18 protein-coding genes are annotated in these 26,289 nt (G+C 63.2%); 12 read left to right on the top strand and 6 right to left on the bottom strand.

Annotation, left to right across the window (positions count from 1 at the left end):
• The first annotated feature begins 71 nt into the window (after positions 1–71).
• Positions 72–1,091: a DUF1559 domain-containing protein gene (locus BUS42_RS09295; protein WP_074306665.1), complete on the top strand. Its 1,020-nt coding sequence runs from the start codon at positions 72–74 to the stop codon at positions 1,089–1,091.
• A gap of 221 nt (positions 1,092–1,312) precedes the next feature.
• Here BUS42_RS09295 and BUS42_RS09300 read toward each other — a convergent pair whose 3' ends face one another.
• The 6 genes from BUS42_RS09300 to BUS42_RS09325 all read right to left on the bottom strand — a co-directional run bounded on the left by BUS42_RS09300 (position 1,313) and on the right by BUS42_RS09325 (position 10,826).
• Positions 1,313–2,572 carry an argininosuccinate synthase gene (locus BUS42_RS09300; RefSeq protein WP_074306666.1) on the bottom strand — a complete coding sequence of 420 codons (1,260 nt, stop codon included), beginning with the start codon at positions 2,570–2,572 and terminating at the stop codon, positions 1,313–1,315.
• A 58-nt stretch (positions 2,573–2,630) separates the two neighbouring features.
• Complete coding sequence (locus BUS42_RS09305) at positions 2,631–3,416, bottom strand: phosphatase PAP2 family protein (RefSeq protein ID WP_254053407.1); 786 nt, start codon at positions 3,414–3,416, stop codon at positions 2,631–2,633.
• Positions 3,417–3,607: 191 nt separating this feature from the next.
• On the bottom strand, positions 3,608–5,401 hold the full coding sequence (locus BUS42_RS09310) for an aspartate kinase (protein ID WP_074306667.1): 1,794 nt from the start codon (positions 5,399–5,401) through the stop codon (positions 3,608–3,610).
• 73 nt (positions 5,402–5,474) lie between these two features.
• Entirely contained in the window at positions 5,475–6,686 is a 1,212-nt protein-coding gene (locus BUS42_RS09315; RefSeq protein ID WP_074306668.1) for a cofactor-independent phosphoglycerate mutase, read from the bottom strand.
• A gap of 101 nt (positions 6,687–6,787) precedes the next feature.
• Entirely contained in the window at positions 6,788–8,092 is a 1,305-nt protein-coding gene (locus BUS42_RS09320; RefSeq protein ID WP_074306669.1) for a homoserine dehydrogenase, read from the bottom strand.
• Positions 8,093–8,276: 184 nt separating this feature from the next.
• Complete coding sequence (locus BUS42_RS09325; protein ID WP_074306670.1) at positions 8,277–10,826, bottom strand: U32 family peptidase; 2,550 nt, start codon at positions 10,824–10,826, stop codon at positions 8,277–8,279.
• 271 nt (positions 10,827–11,097) lie between these two features.
• Here BUS42_RS09325 and BUS42_RS09330 point away from each other — a divergent pair, with 271 nt between their 5' ends.
• The 11 genes from BUS42_RS09330 (at position 11,098) to glnE (ending at position 26,021) form a co-directional block, all read left to right on the top strand.
• The gene (locus tag BUS42_RS09330) at positions 11,098–11,388 is read left to right on the top strand and encodes a ribbon-helix-helix domain-containing protein (RefSeq protein WP_074306671.1); all 291 of its coding nucleotides are present in this window, start codon (positions 11,098–11,100) and stop codon (positions 11,386–11,388) included.
• Positions 11,389–11,547: 159 nt separating this feature from the next.
• Positions 11,548–12,465, top strand: coding sequence for a hypothetical protein (locus tag BUS42_RS09335; protein WP_074306672.1), 918 nt, complete (start codon positions 11,548–11,550; stop codon positions 12,463–12,465).
• 175 nt (positions 12,466–12,640) lie between these two features.
• Positions 12,641–13,594 carry an ABC transporter ATP-binding protein gene (locus tag BUS42_RS09340; protein ID WP_074306673.1) on the top strand — a complete coding sequence of 318 codons (954 nt, stop codon included), beginning with the start codon at positions 12,641–12,643 and terminating at the stop codon, positions 13,592–13,594.
• A 2-nt stretch (positions 13,595–13,596) separates the two neighbouring features.
• Entirely contained in the window at positions 13,597–14,361 is a 765-nt protein-coding gene (locus tag BUS42_RS09345) for an ABC transporter permease (RefSeq protein WP_074306674.1), read from the top strand.
• Between the two features lie 76 nt (positions 14,362–14,437).
• A complete protein-coding gene (locus tag BUS42_RS09350; protein ID WP_254053408.1) occupies positions 14,438–16,276 on the top strand; it encodes a GldG family protein in 1,839 nt (612 codons plus the stop codon).
• A 63-nt stretch (positions 16,277–16,339) separates the two neighbouring features.
• Positions 16,340–18,724, top strand: a complete 2,385-nt coding sequence (locus BUS42_RS09355; protein WP_074306676.1) for a DUF4340 domain-containing protein — start codon at positions 16,340–16,342, stop codon at positions 18,722–18,724.
• A gap of 232 nt (positions 18,725–18,956) precedes the next feature.
• A complete protein-coding gene (def, locus tag BUS42_RS09360) occupies positions 18,957–19,526 on the top strand; it encodes a peptide deformylase (protein WP_074306677.1) in 570 nt (189 codons plus the stop codon).
• Between the two features lie 20 nt (positions 19,527–19,546).
• Entirely contained in the window at positions 19,547–20,506 is a 960-nt protein-coding gene (gene fmt, locus BUS42_RS09365) for a methionyl-tRNA formyltransferase (RefSeq protein WP_074306678.1), read from the top strand.
• A 150-nt stretch (positions 20,507–20,656) separates the two neighbouring features.
• On the top strand, positions 20,657–22,084 hold the full coding sequence (gene miaB, locus BUS42_RS09370) for a tRNA (N6-isopentenyl adenosine(37)-C2)-methylthiotransferase MiaB (RefSeq protein ID WP_074306679.1): 1,428 nt from the start codon (positions 20,657–20,659) through the stop codon (positions 22,082–22,084).
• A 10-nt stretch (positions 22,085–22,094) separates the two neighbouring features.
• On the top strand, positions 22,095–22,832 hold the full coding sequence (locus tag BUS42_RS09375) for an SMI1/KNR4 family protein (RefSeq protein WP_074306680.1): 738 nt from the start codon (positions 22,095–22,097) through the stop codon (positions 22,830–22,832).
• 24 nt (positions 22,833–22,856) lie between these two features.
• Positions 22,857–26,021, top strand: coding sequence for a bifunctional [glutamate--ammonia ligase]-adenylyl-L-tyrosine phosphorylase/[glutamate--ammonia-ligase] adenylyltransferase (gene glnE, locus BUS42_RS09380; RefSeq protein ID WP_074306681.1), 3,165 nt, complete (start codon positions 22,857–22,859; stop codon positions 26,019–26,021).
• Positions 26,022–26,289: the final 268 nt, after the last annotated feature.

Here is a 26,289-nt window from a genome sequence, read left to right on the forward strand (position 1 = left end):
CGTGATCACGTCTCCGGCCCTCATTCTGAAACCGGACTGGCCGTATCCTCCGCGGAAAGGTGTGTTTGACAATGGACGAGCGAGCACTCAGGCGATCGCGTCGCGGCTTCACCTTGATCGAACTGCTCGTGGTTATCGCGATTATCGGTGTCCTCGTCGCACTCCTTTTGCCCGCGGTGCAGAGTGCGCGCGAGGCGGGCCGCCGCGCCCAGTGCGCCAACAACATGAAACAGTTCGGGATCGCGCTGCACAGTTATCATAGCGCCCTCAATACCCTTCCGCCGGCGAAGATCTTCGGCCTGGGCGGAACAGCCCCGAATGGTGGTGCTGCTGCTCCCGGTTCCGTCCTGAACACAACCGGCTTCGCGCTCATTCTCAATCAGCTTGAGGCGACCGCAATCAATGCGGGTTACAACTTCAGCATGCCTTCGAGCAATGCCACTTACGGAACCTTCAACACCAACGTGATTGGGCTCGCCGCAGGGGGCCAAAAGGCCAATAGCACGATGGTCGGCACGCTCATTTCCTCGTTTGCATGCCCGTCGGACCAAGCCCCGGACATCGTCAACGATGAGACCGGCTCAGTGGCTGGCGGAGCCCAGTTCTCTCGACTCAACGCCCGACGTGGTAACTATGTCCTTTGCGTTGGCAGATACGACGAAACCACGACCATCAGCGGAAGACCCAAAGATCGTGGCGTTTTCGGTAATGACTCTTCCGTCAAGTTCGACGATATCCGTGACGGATCGAGCAACACCTGCATGATCGGCGAGTCGGTGCAAATCCATGCCGGAGCGGGCGGGGGGCCTGGACCGTTCTGGGCTGCGGGAAGTTGGGGATCCACTCATGGAGTCGTCTATCCCACAACCAATTCCAACTACAAGTTGACGCTTCCCAATGCCCCGGCGACCGGAACCAACCCTCAGAGACTCCCGAGCGTCTGGGTGATGTCGAGCAAGCACTCCAGCGGCTTGAATATGCTGTTCGCCGATGGCAGCGTCCACTTCCTCAAGGACTCGATCAACGCGGATATCTGGGCTGGCCTTCAGACGATCAACCGGGGCGAGGTGATCGGCGCCGACTCGTACTGAGCCGACGCAAGGCTCCGCCTTCGCCGAATCCTCCCGTAGGGTGGGCACGGCTCAACATCCTGATCTCCTTGCTCAAATGGAGGTTAAGATGGTGGGCCGTGCCCACCCTACGGGATTATTTGGACCCGCGAATCGGCTCAATACTGACAAACAAACGGCCCCCGCGCTCCTGTGAGCGCCGGGGGCCGTTCTGTTCAATGGTTCAAGCAATCCGCCGTCGCTCACTTCTTCTCAGGGGCGGGCGGAATGATGCTGGGCAATTCGAGGTGGGTCCGGCCACCACTCTTGAGCAACTGGTGCTTGGCCTGGGTGGTCTGCGAGAGACCGTGGATCTTGATGAAACCCAGGGCCGCGGAGGCGTCGTACTGGTCGCCTTCCTCGTAGGTTGCCAGCTCGTGACGATAGAGGCTGTTCTCGCTCTTGCGGCCAACGATCATCGCGTGGCCCTTGAACAGCTTGATGCGCGCGACGCCCGAGACGTACTGCTGGTTCGAGACCACGAACGCCATCAGGTCCTGGTGCAGGGCGCTGAACCAGAGGCCGTTGTAGATCAGGTCGGAGTAGGCCTGGCTGACCAGCGTCTTGAAGCGGAGAGCTTCTTTCGAGAGCGTGAGGAACTCGATCTCGCGATGTGCTTCGTGCAGGACGAGCGCGGCGGGCGCTTCGTAAATCTCACGGGACTTGATGCCGACCAGTCGGTTCTCGATGTGGTCGACCCGCCCGACCCCATGTCGCCCGGCGATCTTGTTCAATTCCTCGATCAGCTCGGTCCCGCCCAGCTCGCGGCCATTGAGCGCCACGGGCCGACCCCGATCGAACGTGATCTCGACTTCCTCAGCCTCGTCCGGAGCGGTGCACGGGTCGACGGTCCACTGGAAGGTCTCGGGCGGGGGCTCGACCCAGGGATCCTCAAGGATTCCCGCTTCGATCGACCGACCCCAGAGGTTCTGGTCGGTGCTGAAGATCGATTTCTTGGTCGCCTCGACTTCGATGCCGTGCTGCGCCGCGTACTCGAGTTCCTGGGTCCGGGTCCACTTCCACTCGCGCACCGGCGCGATGATCTTGAGGTCGGGGGCCAGGGTCTGGAAGGTGACGTCGAAACGAACCTGGTCGTTCCCTTTGCCCGTGCAACCGTGCGCCACGGCCACCGCGCCGTGGTCACGCGCGACGCGCACCATCAGTTGGGCGATGAGAGGGCGGCCCAGGGCCGTCGCCAGCGGGTATTTCCCCTCGTAAAGCGCTCCGGCCATGAGCGACGGGAACGCGAAGAAGTCGACGAAGAGATTGCGAACGTCTTCGGCGATCGCCTCGACCGCTCCGGTCCGCAGCGCCTTCTCGCGGATCGCCTGGATATCCTGCCCCTGCCCCAGGTCGCAGGTATACGCGATCACATCCAGGTCGTACGTTTCGTTGATCCACTTGACGGCGACCGAGGTGTCGAGTCCGCCGCTATACGCCAGTACCACCTTGTCGCGTGCCACAGATTAGATCTCGCGCCCAGAGAAAAAAAACGATGTCAGGTTGATTATTCTCGTCCAATCAGGCCGTTCGTTCAACCCCCGGCGGTCCGCTCTCGTCCCGACGGGCGTCGACCGTCTGAACTTCCGCGCTCGAAGGCCGCCGGTGCGCCTGGCCGATTCGGACCAGCCACACGCCAAGCGCCGTCGTCGAGCCGATCAACCAGCCTCCAAGCACGTCCGATGGATAGTGAACTCCCAGCCAGACCCGGCTCCATCCGATCGTGATGGCCGCGAACATACAGAGGACGATCGCGAACCGTCGGAGCCAAGGGCACGTGGTGGGAACCACCCGAGCCAGGAGAATGGCCATCGTCGTGTAGAAGGCCCCCGCAAAAACGCTGTGTCCGCTCGGGAAGCTGTAGGACGCCTCGGTCACGAGCCTGTCGAGAATCGGCGGGCGCTCACGCTTGAAATAAAGCTTGAGGCCCATCCCGAGGTACCACGCCCCGAGGATCGTCCCCAGCCAGACGTAGACCTCGGACCGTCGAATCCCCGCGATCGACCGACGGTGGAGACTGAAAACCCAGCAGAGGGCCATCAAGGTTGACGTGACGGCGAACGGCGGATCACCGAATCGGGTCGCCAACCGCAGCAACCGGGTCAGCGTCGGCCAGGCACCGCGATGAGCGACGACCCAGTCATGGATAATCATGTCGAAATCGGTCGCCGCACTGATTCGTCCAGGGTGGCCCAGGGTACCGACCACGCATGCCAAACCGGCAAGCACGAGCAGGATCACGCCCCACGTCAAACCGCGCGATCGGACGGAATTGTTCCAGAAGTGGCCCACTCCACGATCGAGCATATCTCTTCACGTCCTGGACTCAGAAGGATCGGCGGATTCTACATGCGAGAGAGTGGATGGGCCATCGTCTGAGTCTGGGAAAGTGAGCACGGCCAATCCCAAAGTCGGCCGCGCCTGGATTTTTCCCGCAAACTACGCGATCACCCGACCCATTCGTCGATCCCCCACCCATCCCCTCGGTGTGACGCCGGTCACGACTCATCGGCCAGTGAGAAGGCCTGCTTCAAACAGGTGAGACTCTCCTGGCCCCGACCGATATCGGTCACCACGTTGATCCGAACCTCGCTGGTATTGATCAAGGCGATGTTGATGCCACGCTCGGCCAGAGCGCCGAACATCCGGGTCGCGACTCCGGTGTGAGTGCGCATCCCGACACCGAGGACCGACAATTTGGCGATGCTCGGCTCGACCGAGACCTCACCCGGGCCCATGCCGCTCAAGGCCTTCGTGGCCTCCTGGGCCGAGGCGCGCGGCACCGTGAACGAGAGATGGGTGTTGCCGGCCGTACTGATGTTCTGCACGATCATATCGACAAACACACCCGCTTCGGCGATCCGCCGAAACACTCTTCCGGCAAAGCCGGGTTCGTCGGGGACGTTGAACAAGGTGAGGCACGCCTGCCCCTCATCGAGCTCAACCCCCGAGATGACCAGCTCTTCCATCCCTTGAGGCGGGGTCGAGCTCGATCCGTTCTCGGCGTCCTGAGGCTGACGCAAGTGTTTGACCGGACGGTTCTCAACCGAGAACGGCGGCCAGCTGGAGTTGTCCCACTCATCAAGGGCAAACGCCTTGTGCACGGTCCTCAACGCCAGAGCGGACGAGGCACGGTCGACCAGCACGCTGATCTTGATTTCGCTGGTCGTGATCATCTGGATGTTGATGCCGGCGTTGGCCAGGGCCTCGAACATCGTCGTGGCGACCCCGGTGTGCGTCTTCATCCCAAGTCCGACGACCGAGACCTTGGCGACCTCGGCTTCGTGCGCGACCCCGGACGCCCCGACGGAGCGGGCGGCGTTCTCGACGGTTCGCAGGGTCTCGGCCAGGTCGGCCGAGTCCACAGTGAAGCTGACTTCGGTCGTCCCGTCGGTCGCGACGTTCTGGACGATCATGTCCACGACGATGTGCGACCCGGCGATCGAGTGGAAAAGCGAGTGGACAACGCCCGGGCGATCGGGCACGCGAAAGACCGTGATCCGCGCTTCATCTTTGGCCAGTGCCGCGCCTGTGACGGTCACGCCCAACCTTCGGGCGTGTTCCTCGGCGACGATCCAGGTGCCGGGTGCGTCGGAAAAGGAGCTGCGGACATGGACCGGGACGCCGTATTTCTTGGCGAACTCGATCGACCGCGAATGCATGACCCCCGCGCCGAGGCTGGCCAGCTCGAGCATTTCGTCGTAGCTGATCCGATCGATCTTCCGCGCTTCGGGGACGACCCGCGGGTCCGTCGTATAGACGCCATCAACGTCGGTGTAGATCTCGCAAGCGTCCGCGCCGAGCACGGCGGCCAGGGCCACGGCGGTCGTGTCCGACCCGCCCCGTCCCAGGGTCGTGATGTTGTAGTCCTGATCCACCCCTTGGAAGCCGGCGACGATGACGATCTTGCCCTCGTCGAGGGCCTGGATCATCCGCTCGGTCGAGATGTTGCGAATGCGTGCCTTGCTGTGAAAGCTGTCGGTCACAAGGCCGATCTGCGCCCCGGTGAAGCTGATCGCGGGAACGCCGAGCGCCTGGATCGCCATCGCCATGAGCGCGACGCTGATCTGCTCGCCCGTCGAGAGGAGCATGTCCATCTCGCGCGCGGGGGGATGCTCGTTAATCTCTTTGGCAAGCGCGATCAGTTCGTCGGTCGTGTGACCACGCGCCGAGACGACCACGAGAACTTGCTGTCCGCGCTGATGGGCCTGGATGGCTCGGCGAGCCGCGGCGAGAATCTTGTCGGCATCGGCGACGCTGGTGCCGCCGAACTTCTGGACCAGAAGAGGCACTGGCTTGGCTCCGCAAATCTCGGGCAGGTCGGCGGGTGAGGGAAGACCGTCACCCGCCGGACGAAGAGGAGAGTCAGGTTGATCCCAGGAACGATTTCATCAACTCGAAGCCACGCTCGAGCGACGGGCCGCCCGCGGCACGGGCCGAGGCTTCATCATAGGGGTGGCCCGACGGGCTGAGGCCGGTTCCGGCCATCGCCCAGGCCACCCAGTCTCGGTCGTGCGCCCGGGTCCGAAGCAACGTTGCATGATCGGGTGAGATCAGGATCCGCCAGTCTCCGTAGCCTTCGAGGGCACGCCGGAGGGGACCGACGATGTCGTGATCGATGCGTTCGAGCGCCTCGACCTTGGCATCGCAACGGCCCTCATGGCTTGCCTCATCGGGGGCTTCGACGTGGACGCAGACCAGGTCGTGGTCCTTCAACGCCTCGATCCCGGATCGCCCCTTGGCCGCGTAATCGGTGTCGAGGTAACCGGTCGCCCCCGGGACATCGATCCTGTTCCAGCCGGCGAGCACACCGACTCCGCGGACCAGGTCGACCGCCGACAGGATCGCCCCTTTCAGCCCGTGAAGGTCAGAAAACTTCGGCAAGGCCGGCGCCTTCCCTTGTCCCCAAAGCCAGATCGCGTTGGCCGGCGCTTTGCCGGCGGCGAGCCTCGCCTGGTTCACCGCGTGGTCGCGGACCAGGGCGGTCCCTTCCCGCATCAGCTCCTGGAGCAGCTCCGCACCCGTGCCGCGCGGCAAAAAGTCGGCCGCGGGCCGGTCCGGCTGGTCGTGCGGGGGGGTCGTCAGCGTCGACTCATCGAACGGCGCGGGCTTCCCCTGCCCGCGGACGATCAGCAAGTTGCGATAGCTCACGCCCGGGAAGAACTCGACCCCCGGCCGCCCCAGCTTCGCCTGGAGCGCCTCCATCAGGACACGCCCTTCTTCGCTGGTAATATGGCCCGCCGTGAAGTCGTTCAAAAGTCCGTCGCGGATCGTCATTAGGTTGCAACGGATCGCCCAGTCGTCGGCTCCGAGCGCATGCCCCATCGCGGCGGCCTCGAGCGGAGCCCGGCCGGTGTAGTAGACCAGCGGGTCGTAGCCGAAGAGACTCAGGGTCGCCACATCGCTGGCGGGGACAAACTTGTCGGGGACGTTCCGCGAACGGCCGAGCACGCCCTCCCGCGCGATTCGGTCCATCTCCGGGGTCCGGGCCGCTTGGAGCGGTGTCTTCCCGCCGAGCGATTCCTGCGGCTCGTCGGCCGCTCCGTCGGGGATCACGATGGCGTACTTGGTCGGCATGGATCTCGTGCTCGATGGACTGTCTTGCTCGCAACCGCGGCGAACGGACCAAGAAAATGAAACAGAAAGCGGCCGACCCCGATGACTCACCGCCCGACCCGTTATTCTTCCACGCCCAGGCAGATGCTCGGCGCTCGGACCACGTCGAGTCGATCGATCTCGGCCAAAGCCGCCGTCAGCTCGGCCTCGACCGCGGAGTGCGTCATGATGACGAGCGGAACAGGGCTATCCGCGGGAGCATCGTCGCCGGGATCGTGCTGAATCACGCTCGCGATACTAATCGCGTGCGCTCCGAGCGCCTGGGCGAGCGCGGCGAGCACGCCGGGGCGATCGGCGATCGTGAACCGGAGGTAGTATCGGCTTCGCACCTGAGCGGCCGAGCTCAAGCGAGGTGCGGGAGCCGCCGCGGGCCAGAGATTCAAGGCCCGGGCGGTCAAGGCCGCTCGGCCGACGACGACGTCGATCAGGTCGCCGACCACCGCCGACGCGGTCGGCATCATGCCGGCGCCTCGACCGTAGAAAAAAGTATCGCCGACCGCGTCGCCCACCACCCGGATCGCGTTATAGGGGCCACGAACCTCGGCAAGCGGCGTGCCCTTCTTGACCAGAGTCGGAGCGACTCTCAGCTCGAGCCCCGAGTCGGACAGCTTGGCCAGGGCCAGGAGCTTGATCGCGTAGCCGAGCTCGGCGGCATACTTGAGGTCCGCCAGTTGCAGTCGGTCGATCCCCTCGCGGGCGATCTGAGCGGTCTTGACGCTGGCCCCGAACGCCAGTTGGGCGAGAATCGCGAGCTTGTGGGCGGTGTCGCTGCCGTCCACGTCCAGGGTCGGGTCCGACTCGGCGTAGCCGAGCTCCTGAGCCTGGTGGAGGGCCGCTTGATAACTGAGCCCGTCCTGAGTCATCGCGGTCAGGATGAAGTTGCACGTTCCGTTGACGATCGCCGCCAGGCTCTGCACCTGATTGGCCGCCAGCGAGACCCCAAGCGCCTGGATGATCGGGATTCCCCCCCCGACGCTCCCCTCAAAGGCGATCGCCCGGCCGTATTTTCGAGCCTGAGCAAAGACTTGTGGTCCGTGCTCGGCCAGGAGTGCCTTGTTGGCGGTGACGACGTCCTTGCCCGCGGCCAGAGCCTCGAGGATCAGCGCCAAGGCGGGATCGGTTCCCCCCATCGCCTCGACCACGACCGCGACCTCGGGATCATCAATGACCCGGCGCGGATCGGTCACCAGGCGCACCCCGGTCAGGTCGACGCCCCGTGACTTCTCGGGGTCGCGCACGACGGCCCATTTCAGGTCGACCTGCTTCCCCGAGCGAACCGCGATCCGATCGCCGTGCTGTCCGAGCAGGTGAGCGACTCCGGAGCCGACGTTCCCCAGTCCCAACATCCCCACCGCAATCCGTTCCATCCCGCCCCCAGCTCAGACTCTCGACGGCACTCTAACGCCTTGCCCGACAAGACAAAATAACCTACGCGATCTACCCGCGAGTCGGCAAGATGAAGAACCGGACTCGCGGAAACGAACCGGTTTCCAACGCGACCCGGCCGGCACTTCCCTTATGAGGAGGGAGCGGGCCAAGCAACCTGTGGTTCTACAGGATCGAGAGCGATCCTCGGGTCACGCCGTAGCGACTGGTCGCCTTCAACTCTCGCCAGAGTGATCGCGCATCACTCCGGCCGGCGATCGCGTTGGCATAAAGCGCAATCGTTCGCCCGACCGCCTCCGGGCTGTCGTCGAGAAACTCGATCCGCAAATGACGCGACCGCTTGGCCAGCAATCGGGGAAGATATTCCGCGGCCGATTGCGGTACCGCATTGAAGAGCGTGTTGCGACACCCCACGTCCGCTTTGAGCGGATGCTCCTTGCCCACGCGGTCGCGAAGTTTGACGTCATGATCGTCGCAAGGGCGACCGCAATTCGTCTTGTCGGTCCCCGGAGACAGGACCGCGCAGAAGACGCAGTGCTCCATATGGAACATCGGAATCTGCTGATGGATCACAATCTCGAGCCAAGGACTGGGGACGGCCGCCATCAGATCCTCGAGCTGCTCGAAGCAGAGGTCATAGGAGGCCGTCACGCGAAGTGCCCCGCGCGCCTTCAAGAGCTCGACGGTCAGTTCGTTCGACGCGTTCAGCGAGAAGTCGGCGACAAACGGGATCCCACGCTCGGTGCAGAAGTAAAGGCCACCGGCATTTCGGACCAAGAGGCCGTCGGCCCCCTGCTTCTCCAGGTATCGGAAGAGATTGGCTTCGGCCGGCTTCTGAATCCGAGGGGTCGCGATGAACAGCGCGACCGATTCGCGACGCGCGACGGCCACGGCCTCTTTGTACCGCTTGATATCCTGGTAATCGACGTAGATCGTCTTGATCCCGGCCGCGACCGCCGCTTCGACTTGCGCCGTGTCCCGGCAGAGGACGGATAACGACGGTGCTGCCGTCGACAATGCGGGATCAAGAGCAACGGAAGTGACGTGGCTTCGGAGCACGGGGAGCACCGGCTCCGCGGCCAAGCTCCGGGGAGCCGTGCGGGACGCTTCCTCGTCCAGTTTTGCCACAAGGTCGCGGCGCAAGGCGTTGAGGAGACTCTTGGGGACCATCGGCCCCCCTTCAATCGTGGCAGTCACCGCTCTCAACTGATAGATCGAGCCGCCGAGGCGATCGAGCTGCTCCTGGAGCGAAACCGCGGTCGCCTCCTGGCGCTCGGCTCGATCAAGTGGAGCGGTCGACTCGCAACGCGCCTCCCGGCCGGTCTCGGTCCGCCCCTCGAGTCGCAACGGTTCTCCGACGACCGCGCGGACCGCAATGTCGAGTTCAACCTTTCGCCGCTCGGGCCCTTCAAACGATTTGCGGAGCCGGCGCGTCAGTTCAGGATCGTCGGTTTTCCAAACCCGTTGGCCGGGTCGAATTTTCCGGGGGTCGAGGTCGTGCTGACCGAACCGGAGCTCCGCCGGTCCCGCCGAGAGGCCGGCCGGTTCGGGAGCCGGGCGGCGACCACGTTCTCGAGTCACCCGGAGCACTTCGTAAACGCGGCCCCCTTGTTCGGGAACCTCATCGCCCTGTTCGGCATCAAAGACAAGGCCGTCACCCGGTTTGACGGGCGCCGTGAGGTCGAGGCGAATCCCAGCGCCAGCGACTTCGGTCACCCGACCGAGAAAGATGCCGCGTTTTTTGGCGTGGTCGCCGCGAACCAGGACTTTGTGATTGTTGCCGTCGAGGAAGCCGTGACTGAACCCGCGCGAAAACGACAGCTCCATCTCGCGGACGTCGCGCGCCGTGAACTCGATCGGCTGCCCCGCCCAGGCGGCATCGATCGCACGGCGGTAGTGCTGGGTGATGTTGGCCACGTACTCGGGGGCCTTCAGCCGCCCTTCGATCTTCAGGCTCGCCACGCCGAGGTCGATCAATTCGGGAATCAGGTCGAAGGCCGCGAGGTCCTGCGGACTCAAGAGATAGCGAACGTCGTCGAGGTTTTGCAGTTCGCCGTCGCAGACAATCTCGTAGGGCATCCGGCAGGCCTGGGCGCACTCACCGCGGTTGGCCGACCGGCCTCCGAGCGCCTCGCTGGTGAGGCACTGGCCCGAGTAGGCCACGCAGAGGGCACCATGGACGAAAACCTCGAGGGGCAATTCCGAGTTGCGGCCGATCCTGGCAATTTCGGCCAGCGACAATTCCCGAGCGAGGATCACGCGAGAGCAGCCGAGTTCCCGGGCAAGTCGAACGCCCTCGGTGCTCGTGATCGACATCTGGGTCGAGGCATGAATTTCGAGGTCGGGGGTCAAAGCTCGAATCAAACGGACCAACCCGAGGTCTTGTACGATCACGGCGTCGACGCCGGCCTCGACCAGGTGGCGGATCGTTTCTTCCAGGTCGGACAGCTCGCGAGGAAAGACCAGCGTATTGAGCGTGACATAGCCGCGAACCCCGCGGCGATGGAGCTGGTTCATGACGTCGGGCAGGTCGGCCCCATCGAAGTTGGTCGCGCGGGCACGGGCATTATGCCGCTGGAGTCCGAAGTAGACTGCGTCCGCGCCGTTCTCGACGGCCGCGATCAAGCACGTCCGATCTCCGGCCGGTGCGAGGAGTTCCGGCTTGACGGTCCGCTTCACCAAGGGCTCGCTGATTTCCGTTCCCGCAATCGCCACGCGTACCGTATCCTCTCCAATGGAGTTCCAAGCCAGTCAGGGTTGTCCTATTATCGCGCCGAACTTGCGTTCCTACAAGAGGATCAGGCCTGGAGACCGCGCGACTCCGAGGGGTTATCGCATTGCCGGGGCTATTGAGGGCCATGGAATGGACTGAATGGGTCGAAGGAGGCCCCACACAGTGATTGAATGAAATCGTCAGGAGGCTCGGCGCACCGCCTTGGCAAGTCCAATAAGGCTGTGTTAGGCTAAGAAAAGGAGCTGTTGTGTTATGATGATTCATTTACCAGAAGATTTGGAGAGCTACCTCCAGGTCGAGGTGCAAAACGGTCGATTCGCTTCGACGGACGAGGCGATCAGCGAAGCTGTGCGTTTGCTCCGCCAGAGGAGACAGGAGGCTCAGGAGAAGGCGATCACGGCGTACGAGGTCAATCAGCAACTGCTCGCTGTCGGCTTGCTGAGCCAGATCCCGTCCCGCGATCCCAAGACCTATCGCGAATTCTCGCCGATCGTCGTTGAAGGTGAACCACTCACGGAAACGATCATTCAGGAGCGGCTTTGAAGTGGCGGTTTACTTTTGCGATTCCAGTGCCATTGTCAAACGCTATGTTCTGAAGGCAGGCACCTCCTGGATTCAAAGCTTGAATCCGGTTCAAATGGCCCACACTTTTGGTTCCAATCGGCGGGGTACCGGACCGACCACTCAAGGAAGAATTTCGCCATGCATTCGCTGCTGCTCTTAATCCCAATCCTGGCCGCGGGAGCTGATTCCAAGGACGAAGGACTGTACGCCTCAAACCCAGTCTATCGCGCGCTCGTCACGGACGGGCTCGAGATCGAGGGCAAGAAGTTCGCCTTCCCCCTCCCCTTGCTGCGCGACGGACAGAGCATCGAGGCGGAGCGGAAAACCCTCATCGGGCTGCTGGAATCCGAGCGAAAGGTCACGGAATTTCTTCGCGACTCCGTGTCCGCTCCGTTCATTCTCAAGCTCAATGATGAGAAGACCGCCACCAGTCTGGTCCGCCGGGTGGATCTCTGGTTCGCCGTTCACGCGAGCCTTGACGATATCGACCTCGATGCTCTCTCCCGCAACGCCGAGGCAGCCAAGCCTATCGAAGTTGGAAATATGAGGTTCGAGAGTCGACTCCTGGGCGCCGACGAACTCGAGGCGCGTGGGATCGCGATCCCGAAGGCGGACGACACGTCGAAAACGTTGTTCATTCACCAGACGGGACGGCTGCTCGACCGGATCCACGTTGAGGGGACCGACATGATGGTTGCTTCGCGCTCGCCCCACTCATGGGTGGTCGCCGCGCGGACCGACCGGCGATTCGACGAGGACCCCAAGGCGGCGAACCGCTGGTGGCCGATCGTCCGACGCGGCGGTCAGGAGCAGGCCGGGCCGGCTCAGCCGTTTCCCGGGGGGGCGAGCTATGTGACAATCACCCGACTCGCGTCCGCCCCGAACGTGCTCGTGGCGGAGGCCCATTTTAGCTTCGCCGAGCCCCGCGGCTGGTTCGACGGTGCACCGATCCTCCGTTCCAAGATCAGCCTGATTGCGCAGGACCAGATTCGACAGCTTCGTCGCGATATCGCCAAGCGGAAGGAACGCCCGCAAGCGGGGAAGCCGTCCGAGTGACGGAGCGCAAGACGAGGTTGTCGCGTGGCTCGCGCCTTTGCGAGAATCCGCGAAAAAAAAGGGTCGAGCACGGCCGTCACAGATCCGCCATGAACGCGTTAATTTCACTGCGGATCGGCACCGTGACCGCGGGCCGGTTCCGATTCGGTTTCCCCTCGAAGGCTCCCGTTCAACCATGATCCAAGTCGATCGGCTTACCAAACGTTACGGCTCGTTCAAGGCGGTGGACGGCATCACCTTCTCGGTCGGCCGGGGTGAGATCGTCGGCCTGCTCGGCCCCAACGGCGCGGGCAAGACGACGACGATGCGCGTGCTCACCACGTTCCTCGGCCCGACGAGCGGGCGGGCGACGCTTGCCGGTCACGACGTCCTCGATGAGCCGCTCGAAGTCCGCCGTCGGGTTGGCTACCTCCCCGAGAACGTACCGCTCTATCTCGAGATGCGGGTCCGCGAATACTTGCTCTATCGCGCCAAGCTTAAGGACGTCCCTCGCTCAAAACGGCGGGCGGCGATCGGCGACGTCATCGCGCGTTGCCGGTTAGGGGACGTGGAAGATCGAATCCTCGGCCAGCTTTCCAAAGGCTACCGCCAACGGGTCGGTTTGGCCGAAGCGATGGTCCACGACCCCGATATCCTGATCCTCGACGAACCGACCGCGGGGCTCGACCCGATCCAGATCCGCGAAGTCCGTGCCCTGATCCGCGAGTTAGGGGACCGGCACACGATCCTGCTCTCGACGCACATCATGTCGGAGGTCGAAGCCGTTTGCGGTCGGGTCATCATCATCGCGAACGGGAAGATCGCCGTCGACGACCGCCTCGATCACCTGCGGTCCGAAAGCACGATCGTCCTCGAAGCGCGCGGGCCGGCCGCCGCGATCCGGCACGGACTCGAGTCCGTTCCGGGGGTCGAACATGTCGTTCAATCCAAGGTCGAAGGGGACCACACCTCCTTCGAGATCCACACCAAAAATGGGTCCGATCTCCGCGAAGAACTCGCGCAACGGGTCATCCAGAACGGCTGGCCGCTCCGTAAGCTCGACATCAGGCGCACCACTCTGGAAGACCGGTTCATTCAGGCTGTAACCCGCGCGACCATCTCCGCTGAAGCCGAACTCGAGGCCGTTTGACGATGCGACACATTCCGACCCTCGTCCGCCGGGAACTCGGGGCCTATTTCCTGAGCCCGATGGCGTTCCTGATCCTGCTCGCGTTCCAGGTGATCGCCTGGTTCAACTTTTGGGAGCTTGTTGATGGGCTGAACCGTCGTCAGCAGTCGTTCTCCAGCCTGCGCGATCCGCTCAACAACTATCTCTCCCAGAGCATCCCGTTCTGGATCGCCCTCCTGGTCGCCGTCCCCGCGCTCACGATGCGCCTGCTGGCCGAGGAGAAACGCTCGGGAACGATTGAGACGTTGCTCACCGTGCCGGTGACTGAGACCGAAATCGTGGTGTCGAAGTGGCTTGCGGGTGTGGCCATGTACGTCGTCCTCCTCTTGCCATTCGCGATCTACCTGCCTTTCCTCTACTACCAGGCCAAGTTCTACTTTGATCCCGGTCCGCTGCTCTGCTTGAGCATCGGCCTGACGACCCTCGGGATGATGTTCGTGGCGATCGGCCTCTTCTTTAGTTCGCTCACGCGGAACCAGATTATCGCGGCGATCTGGACCTTCGCGATTCTCTTCCTGCTCGTGTTCATGACCCTCCTGCTCTACTTCTACGCCGCGGGGCAACGCCTCGAGTGGGCTGAGGGAATCCGCTTCGTCGCGGTCCTGCTCCAAGTCCAGAGTTTCGGGCTGGGGCGACTCGACCTGAGATACGTGGCCCTTCACCTGTCGGTGAGCGTCTTCATGATCTATCTCACGGTGAAGGTGCTCGAATTCCGTCGCCTCGGATAACGAACAACCGAGGGCGGACGGAACGTGGTCGAATCAACGAAGTGCCGAAGAGAAGGCTGAGGGAATGACACAAACGATGAGCGCTTTCCTGTCGAGAACCGAAGTCTGGGTCTTCGCCCTGGCGACGGCGGCTTTTCTCGCTCTTTACTGGGCGTTTCGAGGCGCACCGATCGGGCAGGCGGCCGACGACGAGGGGGCCGATGCTCCCAGGGCGGCCTACCGCGACCGCGTGATCGCCGCCGTGGTCGTCGGCCTGCTCCTGATCGTCGGGGGCGCCTATATCGCACTCGCGCGCAGTCTGCTCTGGTCGATCCCCGTCTTCGCGATCGGCTTCGGCCTGGTCCTCGCCTTGATCGTGTTCAACCAGCGATATCGCCACGCCAGCCCCGCGCTGCGGCGGACCATCGACCTCTCGAATACGGCGCTCACCATCGCCCTGGTTGCCGGCATCCTGATCGTGATCAACGTCTTGGCGTTTCGCTACGGCGGACGCGCCATCGATTTGACACGTGAGCGAACGTTCTCACTCGAGTCGCTCACCAACAATCAGTTGAAAGCCCTCGATCGCCCGGTGACCTTTACGCTGATCTCGGGCAAGAGCCCGCTCGCCGCGCTTCAGTCGGAACGGATTCAGCAGGTTCTCGATTTATACAAGGCGGCCAATCCCGACCGGATCCGCCTGGAGACTCTCGACCCTTACGCCGAGCCGGAGAAGTTTGAGGCGATCGTCAAACGGGCGCCCGGCGTGGCCGTCACCCAGGGTGGAGGCGTCATTCTCATCGAATACGGCGCCGGGGAGAAGGCGGCCTTCTCCGTCATCCGAAACAGCGAACTCTTCGACCTGCCCACCTCGGGACGTGTCGAGGACCAGGCGGCCCTGTTCGAGAGCACCTTCCACGGCGAGACCGCGATCACTTCGGCCCTGATCGCCCTCCGTGAAGGCAAGAAGCCGAAGATCTACTTCACGACCGGGCATGGGGAGCCTTCCCTCAATGAGTCCCGTCCCCGGGAGCCAGGGATCGGCGTCTGGCACGCCCGACTCGCCGCCACCGGAGTCGATGTGGCGGAGCTCAACCTGATCGAGACGGAGGTTCCGGCCGACGCGTCGCTCCTGGTCGTCGTCGGACCGAAGAGCCCGTTCCGCACCGAGGAAGTGAGCAAAATCAGGGGCTACCTCGACCGAGGCTCCCCCGCGCTCATGCTGCTCGGGAGCCAGGAAAAGACAGGGCTGGAGGAGATCCTCCGCTCGTATAACATCGACTTCGGCCGAGGCACGATCGTCGATCGCCGCCTGTCCGCGCCCGGGCGGCCCCAGTTCGTCTACATGCCCATGACCCCCGATCTGCGTCATCCGATCGTTGACTCACTCATCAGTCGATTCGTGTTGATGCCCTCGGCCTCGCCGATCCGGATCCTCGGCTTCGGCGGCAGCGCTCCGGTCAACACGAATCTCAAGGCGACCCCCCTGCTCCGTTCGAGCACCTTCTCCTGGGCGGAATCCGACCTCGCCAAGCGACCGGTGGAGTTCGACCAAGGCCCCGACGAGAAAGGCCCGCTGACCGTCGGTGTTACGGTCAGTGAAAAGCCGAAGACCGAAGGGAATCGAGAAGGCGACAAGCCAAGGACCGAAGGGAATCGGGAAGGGGACCCTCGGCTCGTACTTTTCTCGTCATCGACGATGGCCGACAACGACCTGATCCAGGAAGAGCCGATCAACCAGGATTTGCTGATGAACGCGATCGCCTGGTTGCGCGGGCGCCCCGACTTGCAGGGGATCGCCCCCAGAACGCACGTCTCGATGACCTTGCTGGCCGATCCGGTCCTCCGATTCCGCCTCATCATGGTTCCGACCGTCATGGCCGTCCTCCTCGTGATCGGTCTCGGAATTTCCACCTATGTCGCGCGACGTGAGTGAACCTCTGGGCGCATCCGTCCTGGGAGCACGAATTCACAGAACACGTTGAAACGGCTTGTTATCATGAAGAAGCATCATACCACCCTGCTGCTGCTGACCTTGTTCTTCACCGGCCTGTTCGTCCTCTGGTGGGCGAGCTACGTCGAGGTGCCGACCTCCCAGGAGTTGGCGGCGAACCAGCACCTCGTCTTCCCCCAACTCGCGAAGACCGCGCCCGGCGAGATTCAGCGGCTCACGATCGAGCATCCCTCCGCGGGCGACGACGCCAAACCAGTGAGTTCGGTTCCACTCATCTTTGAACGCCGGGGTGACGCCTGGCAGATGATCGAACCCCTCAACGCCAAGGCGGAGTCGGCTCGGCTCGAGATCCTGGCTCAAAACCTCAAAAACCTGAGCAAGTCCACCGAAGCCGGAACGATCCAAGGACCAGGGACCAAGTATGGTTTCGATCCCGCCGCGGCTTCGATCAAGGCGTATGGACACGACTTCGAGACTCCGATCGCGGCGCTCGAGATCGGCAAAACCTTCGGCGATCGGCTTTACGTTCGCCCTGGCGGTACGACGGGAATCGAGGTGGTCGATTCCCGCCTGATTCAGGGGCTCGACCAACCCCCGATGGCCTGGCGCGAAAAGGCCCTTTTCAACCTCGCGACCTTCCAGGTCGGGGGGATCACAGTCGCCGGTCCCGGTCGCAACCTGAACGCGGAGCGGATCGGAGGGCACTGGCGATTGCTCCAGCCATTCCCCGCGCTGGGGGATGACCGCAAGATGGAAGAGGTCTTGGGTGAGTTGACCTCGCTTCGGGTCGCCAATGGCGACGCGGGGTTTGTGGCCGATAACGTCACCGACCTCGCCCATTACGGCCTCGACAAGGACCATGGAGTTCGAGTCGAGCTCCGCCCGGTCGCGAGCCAATTGAAGCCCCAAGTCATCCTCATCGGTAAGCCGGTGCCCGACCAGGACGGCAAATTCTACGCGTTGCAGAGCGGTCAGGATGACGTGGTGGCGATCAGCGGGCAGGGGCTGAGCACCCTCGGAGTCGACCCCAACGCCATCCGCAGTACCAAGGTGGCCGACTTCGAACCCGCGCGGGCCTCATTCATCCGGATCGCGGCGCTGGGACGAACTTTCGACATGTGTCGAACCGATCAAGGCTGGAGTATCGTTCATCCGATCCACGGTCCGGCCGATCACGAGTTGGTGGTCACTCTGCTTTCCAAGCTCGATAAGCTGGAAACGAGCGAGTTTTTCAGCCCGTCGAAGATTTCGAATCCGGAGCTCAGTCCTGCCGCCATTTCGCTCCAACTCTGGCAACTCAAACGCGGCGAACGGCTCCCGACGAAAGCCGTGGACGAACCCACCGGAGACTTGAAGGTCAACCTGAATCTCGGTCGTCACGATGTGCTCCGAAAGAGCGTGTATGCTCAGGTGGCCGGCGACTCGACGATCCTTGCTCTCCCCGATGAGTTCCTCGAAGCGCTTCCGCAAAACGATCTGGCCTTCCGGGAACGGAGTCTGATCAACCTCAGCCCCGGCCAGATCAGCCAACTCACGGTGGTACGCGACGGGAAGACCTTCGTCCTCTCCCCGGCGAAATCGGGCGATCCGAATCAGTGGAAGATGGAAAAGCCGGTCGAGGCCCGCGCGGATACCGAGGCGATCACCAAGGCGCTCGTGATGCTGACCGGCCTTCGCGCCCAACGTCTCATCACCGATCAACGCGTCGCCCCCAGGCAGTTCGGCCTCGACGCGCCGAACATGATCATCACCTGGACCAGTCCTTCGACGGGGAAAAAGAGCGAGTCCCGCAGCGATGAGCCAGTCACGCAATCCCTGACGATCGGCGGACGGGTTCCCAAGTCCGAGGCCTGGTACGCTCAACTTTCGGACAGTCCGCTGATTTTCACGCTGGGTGACGACGTGGTGCTCCCGTTCCGAGCCGAGTTCCGCACGCGTCAGATCCTCTCGTTCTCATCAAAGCAGGTCGACCGACTGACGTTGCGCTGGCCCGAGCGAGCGGCGACCTTCGAGCATCATCCCACGCCGCGCGGCGGCGTCTACGACTGGAATCTCGCTTCGGAAACGAAATCGGGGCCGTTCGACCTGTCGCGAATCCACTCGCTGGCGGGCGACCTCGCGAAGCTCAATACGCGGATGTTCATCCAGTACGAAGGCCCATTCCCCGAGGCTTCGGGGCTCGCAACGCCCCAGCTCACCGTCGAGTACACCCTCAAAGGCGACGACACCAAACACACGCTGCGAGTCGGCAACACCTTTGAACAAGGAGAGTATTACGCCACCACCGCCCCGAACAAGGAAGGATTGGTGTTCGCGCTCGGGGGAACTGGCTGGGCCGACCTGATTCGACTCGCGGGCGAGCGGAAGTCGATCGAGTTGCCGGAGGACGTGTTCGCCCCTGACACCGACGCAGCGGAGGCCACCAAGTAGCTGGCACCAAGCATTCGTGGGTGGGCGGATCAAGAGTGGCCCGGCAGTTCGCCAGTTGGAATTCCGGCCGGGCCACTCTTCAGGGACCAGCCTTCCGCAGGACGGTGGCACCGACCGTATGGGATTCACGCCGTCGGCCCCCGGTTCTTGAACCCGAGTCGGGTTGTCGATCGTTTCGCGCCTTTCATACAATACGAGTGTTCTCACTGAACCCATGCACCGGAGAGTTCTCGTGTTGCGGATCGTTCCCTTTCCTCATCCCGCGTTGCGCTATGAGGCTCGGCCAGTCACCGAGATCGACGACGAATTTCGTGCGAATGTTCGCGAGATGTTCGAGCTGATGTACGACGCGCGCGGGATCGGCTTGGCGGCGACTCAGGTGGCTCTCCCCTATCAGTTCTTTGTCTTGAACCTGACCGCCGACCCCGATCAGCCGGAACAGGAACGGGTCTTCATCAACCCCGAGATCACCAAGCGGCACTCCTCCATCGAGGACGAAGAAGGCTGTCTCAGCTTCCCCGGTCTCTATGCCAAGGTGCGCCGCGCCAAGAGGATCAAGGTCCGCTGGTTCGACCTGGACGGGAATTCGTTGGAGCTCGACGCCGAAGACCTCGAGAGCCGCGCCATCCAACACGAGATCGACCACCTGTCGGGCCGCTTGTTCATCGACATGCTCAGCCCGCTCACGCGAAGCTCGGTGGCCGCGAAGATTCGCGATTTCGAAACCAAATTTCGCCGCGCTCAGGCTGAGGGCGAGTATCCCAGCGACGAAGAAATCCGCAAGCAACTTGACGCCCTTTGAATCGAGAGTGGTGAAGCTCAATGCCACAACCTTTGCGAATCATCATGCTCGGAACCGGCGACTTTGCGCTGCCGACCTTCGTCCATCTCTGCGCAACGGAACATAACGTCATCGCCCTGATCACCCAGCCGGATCGTCCCCAAGGGCGCAAGCAGCAGATCATCCCGAGCCCGATCGCGTTGGCCGCCCAGGAACGCGGCATCCCGGTGCTTCAGCCCGAAAATGTGAATGCTCCCGAGTTTCTCGAACCCCTTAAGGCGTTGGCGCCGGATCTGCTGATCACAGCGGCGTACGGCCAGATCCTGTCGGCGGAACTGCTGGCGATCCCGTCCCTCGGTGGGATCAACCTCCATGGGTCGATCCTCCCCGCCTATCGCGGCGCCTCGCCGGTCGCAAGAGCCATCGAGCATGGTGATCTCGAAGCCGGGGTGACGGTGATCCGGATGACTCCCAAGATCGACGCCGGGGGCATGATCGCGGTGGCCAAGACCCCCATCGATCCGAACGAGACGGCCGGGGCGCTGGAGGAGCGGCTCGCCAAGCTCGGAGCGCCCCTGATCGCACAATCGATCGCGGCGGTCGAGGCGGGCACCGCGACGATCTTGCCACAAGACAAATCGAAAGTGACCAAAGCCCCCAAACTCAAGAAGGACGACGGCCTCATCGATTGGTCGAAATCAGGCCTGGCGATCCACAACCTGGTCCGCGCGATGCAACCCTGGCCGATCGCTTCGACCTTCTGGAACCGCGCGTACGACCCAACCCGGGAGCCGCTCCGCCTGATCGTTCACGAGACCGAACCGGTCGCCCGGGACGGTCTCCCGGGCGTCGTCCTCGAAGCCTTCGGCGATCAATTGGTCGTCGCCGGCGGCCAAGGTGCCGTACGCCTGATCACCGTTCAGGTCCCCGGTAAGAAGCCGGCTCCCGTGGCCGCCTTCCTCAACGGCAATTGCGTCGTCCCGGGCGAGCGATTGGGGTGAGCCCGAGCCTGGTCGGACCGAGAACCCGCGCCGGGGCCAAGTTTAGGACGTTTCCAGGACCGGGAAAGGTTGGTACAATCACCTGGCTCACGGCACCCGTCGGAATGTCCTCCCTCGCTGGCTGCGCGACGGGATTTGCAGGATTCACGAATGTCTGACGTAACGCCAAAAAGAAAAAAGCTTTATATCGAAACGGTCGGCTGTCAGATGAATCTGCTCGACAGCGAGCTGGTGGTGGGAAAGCTCCGTAACGAGGGTTACGAGCTGACGGATGACATCGGCAAGGCCGACACGATCCTCTACAACACCTGCTCGGTCCGACAGCACGCGGAAGACAAGATTTATAGTGCGCTTGGCCGAATTAAACAGCTCAAACAACTGAAGCCGGAACTCACCATCGGCGTGCTCGGTTGCATGGCCCAAAAGGACCAGAAGCAGATCCTCAAGCGGGCCCCCCATGTCGATATCGTGGTCGGGCCGGGTCAGCTCGCCCGGGTCCCGGAACTGCTCGTTCTGGCCAAAGAGCAAGCGACGCCCCAGATGGCCGTGAGCCTGCCTCGGACCGCGGGTTCGAACGAGACGGTCACCGCGAGCTTTGCCGAGTACGACCCGATTCGCGAGCCGGCGATGCGGCCGACGCCGTTCCAGGCGTTCGTCCGGATCATGATGGGCTGCGATAAGTTTTGCACCTACTGCATCGTACCGTCGGTTCGCGGTCCCGAGCAGAGCCGCCCCGCCGCCGTGATCGTGGACGAGGCGCGTGCGCTCGCCGACCAGGGAGTCAAAGAGATCACCCTGCTCGGCCAGACGGTCAACAGTTATCGATCCGTCGACGCGTCAGGCCGCACCTTTCGCCTTTCCGACCTGCTCGAACGCCTTCACGAGATCGAGGGGCTGCAACGGATCAAGTTCATCACGAACTTCCCCAACGACATGACCGACGACCTGCTCCAGGCCGTTCGGGATTTGCCCAGGGTCTCCCGCTACTTGCACGTCCCGGCCCAGAGCGGTTGCGACGAGGTCTTGAAGCGGATGAAGCGAACCTATTCGGTCGCACTCTACGACGACATGCTCGACCGGATCCGCGCGACGGTGCCCGACGCGGCCGTCTCGAGCGATTTCATCGTCGGCTTTCCCGGAGAGTCCGAGGCCTCCTTCGAAAAATCGATGCGGCTCGTCGAACGGGGCCGATTCAAGAATAGCTACATCTTCAAGTATAGCCCGCGCCAGGGAACAAAGGCCGACACGCTGTTCATTGACGATATCCCGGAGGAAGTCAAGAAGCGACGCAACAACGACCTGCTCGTGCTTCAGACGGCGATCAGCCAAGAGGACAACCGCCGCCTCATCGGCCAGAACCTCGAGGTGCTTGTCGAAGGGCCGAGCAAGTCGTCGAAGGGGGTCGCAGTCGACGAAATCGGCCAGTTCTCCGGCCGCTCGTCGTGCGATCGCATCGTCGTCTTCGAGGGGCACGAGCGGCTTGTCGGTCAATTCGTGCCGGTGACCATCGAGGATGCGAGCGGCGTCACCTTGTTCGGTCGGGTCGTCACCATGGACCTGGTTGCGCCTCGGGCGTGAGGGGGAGCGGATGGTGAGCCCGCTCAACGACCTGGTCGGTCGCTGGGTCGCATCGGTGGGAATCGATCCCAAGCTCGTACCAGCGTCCCTCATGCTGGAAACTCAATTCGGCCATGCCCCGGGCCCCTCCCGTCCCGGCGCCGACCCGCAACAAATCAAAGCATGGGAGCATCGCCATGGGTACCGACTCCCCGACGGGCTTCGCGCCTGGCTCTTGCTCTCGAACGGTTTCTACCTCGATGGCCCGTTGATCCACCCGCTCTCCGCCATCGGGCCCATGGTTCCGTTCGCGCGGGTGCCCGACCTGGTCGTGCAGCCCGAGAGTTGGTTCGAACTGGGCAACCCGAACGTCGAGACCGTCTGCATCGACCTTGCCTATCGCTGGCCGGGGCCGGGGGGCGATTTCCCGATCTTCACGTCGGGCGACGACCAGACGCATAGTCCGCCTCGGATGATCGCAACCAGCTTCAACTCGTGGTTCTTCGAGGTCCTGAAACGCGGAGGACGGGAATATTGGTTCGACCCGGGGTTTACTCCGCTTGGGGACCCTTGGGTCGAACATCGTCGGCATGCGCCCATACCACCGCTCCCCGATCGGTTACGGCCGCTCGCGGCGCACGTCCTCCCGCTCATGCGTCCCGGCGCCGACGACCGCTCAATTGCCGACTCCCTGGGGATCAGCCGGGGGGACGTCGAGGTTCTCTTCCGACATCTCCAGCATGGCTCAGCGAATTTTGCGGGCCCATGATCCTCCCCGGCTCGGTGAACGCTCATGAAGGAGATGGAGACCCGATTCGCGAACACCGAGTGGTTCCTGACCTACCTCAAGGAACCTGAGACGGCGAAACGGTGGCTCGCCAGCCTGGGAGTCCGCGCCCCGGATCGCGGCTTTCGCGACCTCCGCGACCTCGACGGCAGGTCGAGCGATCCCAGGATCATGGCCCAACTCGCGGGGCAGTTCCATGGCTTGCTTCCCGCCTGTCCCGACCCTGACATGGCGCTCACGAACCTGGAGCGCTACGTCTCGGCCTGCCCCGCTCCTGACGCCACGCTCAAGCTCTTGGCGGATAATCCTCGGACGACCGAAATCCTGGTTCAACTCTTCAGCACGAGCCAGCATTTCAGCGAGTTGATGATCCGTGACCCTGCCTTACTCGACTGGCTCCGAGGAGGGGCCGATCGTCGCGATCGCGATACGTTGATCGCCGACCTCTGGAACGACCTCGAGGAGGCCCGTGATGAGGAAAGCGAGCGGCTGATCATTCGCCAGTTTCGCCAGCGCGAGTTGCTCCGGATCGGCTACAACGACATTGTGCGGGGGATGCCGCTCGAGGTGGTGACCCTCGACCTCTCGCACCTGGCCGACGCCTGCGTCGAAACCGCGTGCCGCCTCGCGCGGCGTCGCGCGGAGTTTCGACACGGCATCCCCTCCGGGCAAGACGGCGAACCCGCACGTTTCGTCGTCCTGGCGCTCGGCAAGCTCGGCGGTGAGGAACTCAACTACAGCTCCGACATCGACCTCATCTTCCTCTACGACCTCGAGGGCCAAACGACCGGCCCTCGCGTCGTTTCCAACGCGGAATTCTTCGCCAAAATGGGCGGGGACGTCGTCAGGATCCTCTCGGACCACACGGCGCTCGGTATCGCCTACCGGGTCGATATGCGATTGCGACCCGAAGGCGAGCAAGGCGCCCTGGCCCGGTCGCTGGCGGCCACCCTCGGCTACTACGAAACGTCCGGACGGACCTGGGAACGACAAGCCCTGATCAAGTGCCGGCCGATCGCCGGCGACCCCGAGCTCGGCCGCGCCTTCATCGACTCGATCACCCCGTTCGTCTACCGACGCTACCTCAGCGGTGCCGAGATCGGCGAGATCAAGGCGATGAAACGCAAGATCGAACAACGGACGGTCTCCGCGGGAACCGCCTCGGTCGAGGTCAAGACGGGCCACGGCGGCATCCGTGACGTCGAGTTCGTCGTCCAGTTCCTCCAACTCCTCCACGGTGGTTCCTACACCGATGTCCGCCATCCGAATACTCTCCAGGCGATTTCTCAACTCGAAGTCGTCGGCTGCCTGACGGCCGAGGAACGCGGCATCATGGAAGATACCTATCGCTTCCTGAGACGCGTCGAACACCGTCTGCAAACCATGTTCGACCGCCAGACGCATGAGATGCCCCGCGGCCTCGACGAACAGCGGATCCTGGCGATTCGAATGGGCTACCCCCTGGTGAGCATCTGGGAAGATCGCACCGGCCCGGCGCAGCGGTTCTTGACCGACTATCGCGCGAAAACCGAGCTCAATCGGAAGATCCTCAACCATCTCCTCCACGATGCCTTCCGCGATGATGACGGGGACGCCGCCGACCCCGTCGTCGACCTGGTGCTCGACCCCGATCCCGACCCGGGCCTGGTGTCCCGGGCGCTGGGGAACTATCCGTTTCAGGATCGCCAAACCGCCTACCACAACTTGATGGCCCTGGCGCGCGAAGATTTCCCCTTCCTCTCCCAGGCGCGGTGCCGGCACTTTCTCGCGGCGATCGCGCCTCGGCTCCTGCAAGCGGTCAGCCAGGCTCCCGACCCCGACATGGCCCTCACCAATCTGGAGAAGGTCTCGGCGTCGCTGGGGGCCAAGGCGATTCTCTGGGAACTGTTCAACTTCAACCCACCGACCCTCCGCCTGTTCGTCGAGCTCTGCGCCACCAGCCAGTTCCTCTCGGAAATCCTGATCAACAACCCAGGAATGATCGATGAGTTGATGGATTCATTGGTGGTCGATCGCCCTCAACCCGCGCAGGCGATCAAGGCCGAGCTGGCCGAGCTCTGTAAAGGGGCCGAGGACCTCGCGCCGATCTTGCTGAGCTTCCGAAATAAGGAATGGGTTCGCATCGGGATTCGCGATATCCTCGGCCGCGAGCCGATCCGCGACGTCACTCGCGAGCTGGCCGACGTCGCCGAGGCGATCGTCAGCCAGGTGGCGCGCGACCAGTGGGACCGGCGTGCCGAGAAGTACGGCCTCCCTCACCGCGGCTCGGACCGAAAGCGGTCGCGTTGGGCGATCGTCGGCCTCGGGAAACTCGGAGGTCGCGAGCTGAATTATCACAGCGACCTCGACCTGGTCTTCCTTCACGAAGCGGACGGCGAAACGCGCGGCGGGTTCGAGTCGATCAGTAACGAGCAATTCGTCAACGAGGTGACACGCCGGGTCCTCAAAGCGCTGGGGGGAGACTCGTCGTCGGGCTCGCTCTACCAGGTCGACACTCGACTCAGGCCCCATGGAGCGTCGGGACCACTCGTCGTCACCTTGGCGGCGTTCCGCGACTACTTCCGTGATTCGAGCCAGACGTGGGAGCGACTCGCGCTGACCCGCTCCCGAATCCTTTTCTCAAACGGTGGTTTCGGGCGAGACGTTCAGGAAGTCATTCAGGAGATCTCCGCTTCGGCCACGCTCGACGCGAAGAGGTTGGCTCATGAGGTATTCGCGATGCGCCGCAAGCTCGAGGAAGGGCGGGCGCGCAGTGATCTCAAGCGCGGATCGGGCGGGCTGACCGATATCGAGTTCCTGGTCCAGTACCTCCAGTTGGTCCATGCCGCGGAATTCCCTGAGATCACCCGGCCGAACCTCTGGGACGCCCTGGACGCGCTCCGCCGCGCCGGTCTGCTCAGCCCCGAGATGCATGTCGACCTCCGAGAGGCCTACGACTTTCTGCGCACCGTCGAGAGCCGCCTTCGCATCGTTCACAACCGGAGCGCCCACGACCTGCCCGAGAAGATCGAGGAACTGGCGAGACTGGCCCGCCGCTTGAACTACGGGTCCAACGACGCGACGGATTCAGCCCTCGCCTTCGCCCTCACCGCCGACGCCGACCGGCACGCCGTCCGCACTCGCGCCTTATTTCAAGAGGTGGTTGGGCGCGCGGCGGGGGAAGTTGTTTAAGAGCCTCTCGACTTCCCCCGGTTTCTCGTCGGGTTACTCTGAGCTTGCCATGCGAACCTCCCGCCTCTGCCAGCCCCGGAGGCGCTGGCGATGGTGGTTGCCGCTGGCGGACGAGCGGTCACGCAGGCGTGTTCACAACGCGACATTTAGACCACCCGATGCGCAAGCCAGCAGCGAACGACCGGACCAGCCAAAACTTATAGGTTGTCCGATAAGTCGTATCCATGCAAACGAGTTGATTCTTCTGACCACCTGGAACTCTTGATGA

This window comes from Singulisphaera sp. GP187 (assembly GCF_900129635.1).
Classification (GTDB): Bacteria; Planctomycetota; Planctomycetia; order Isosphaerales; family Isosphaeraceae; genus Singulisphaera.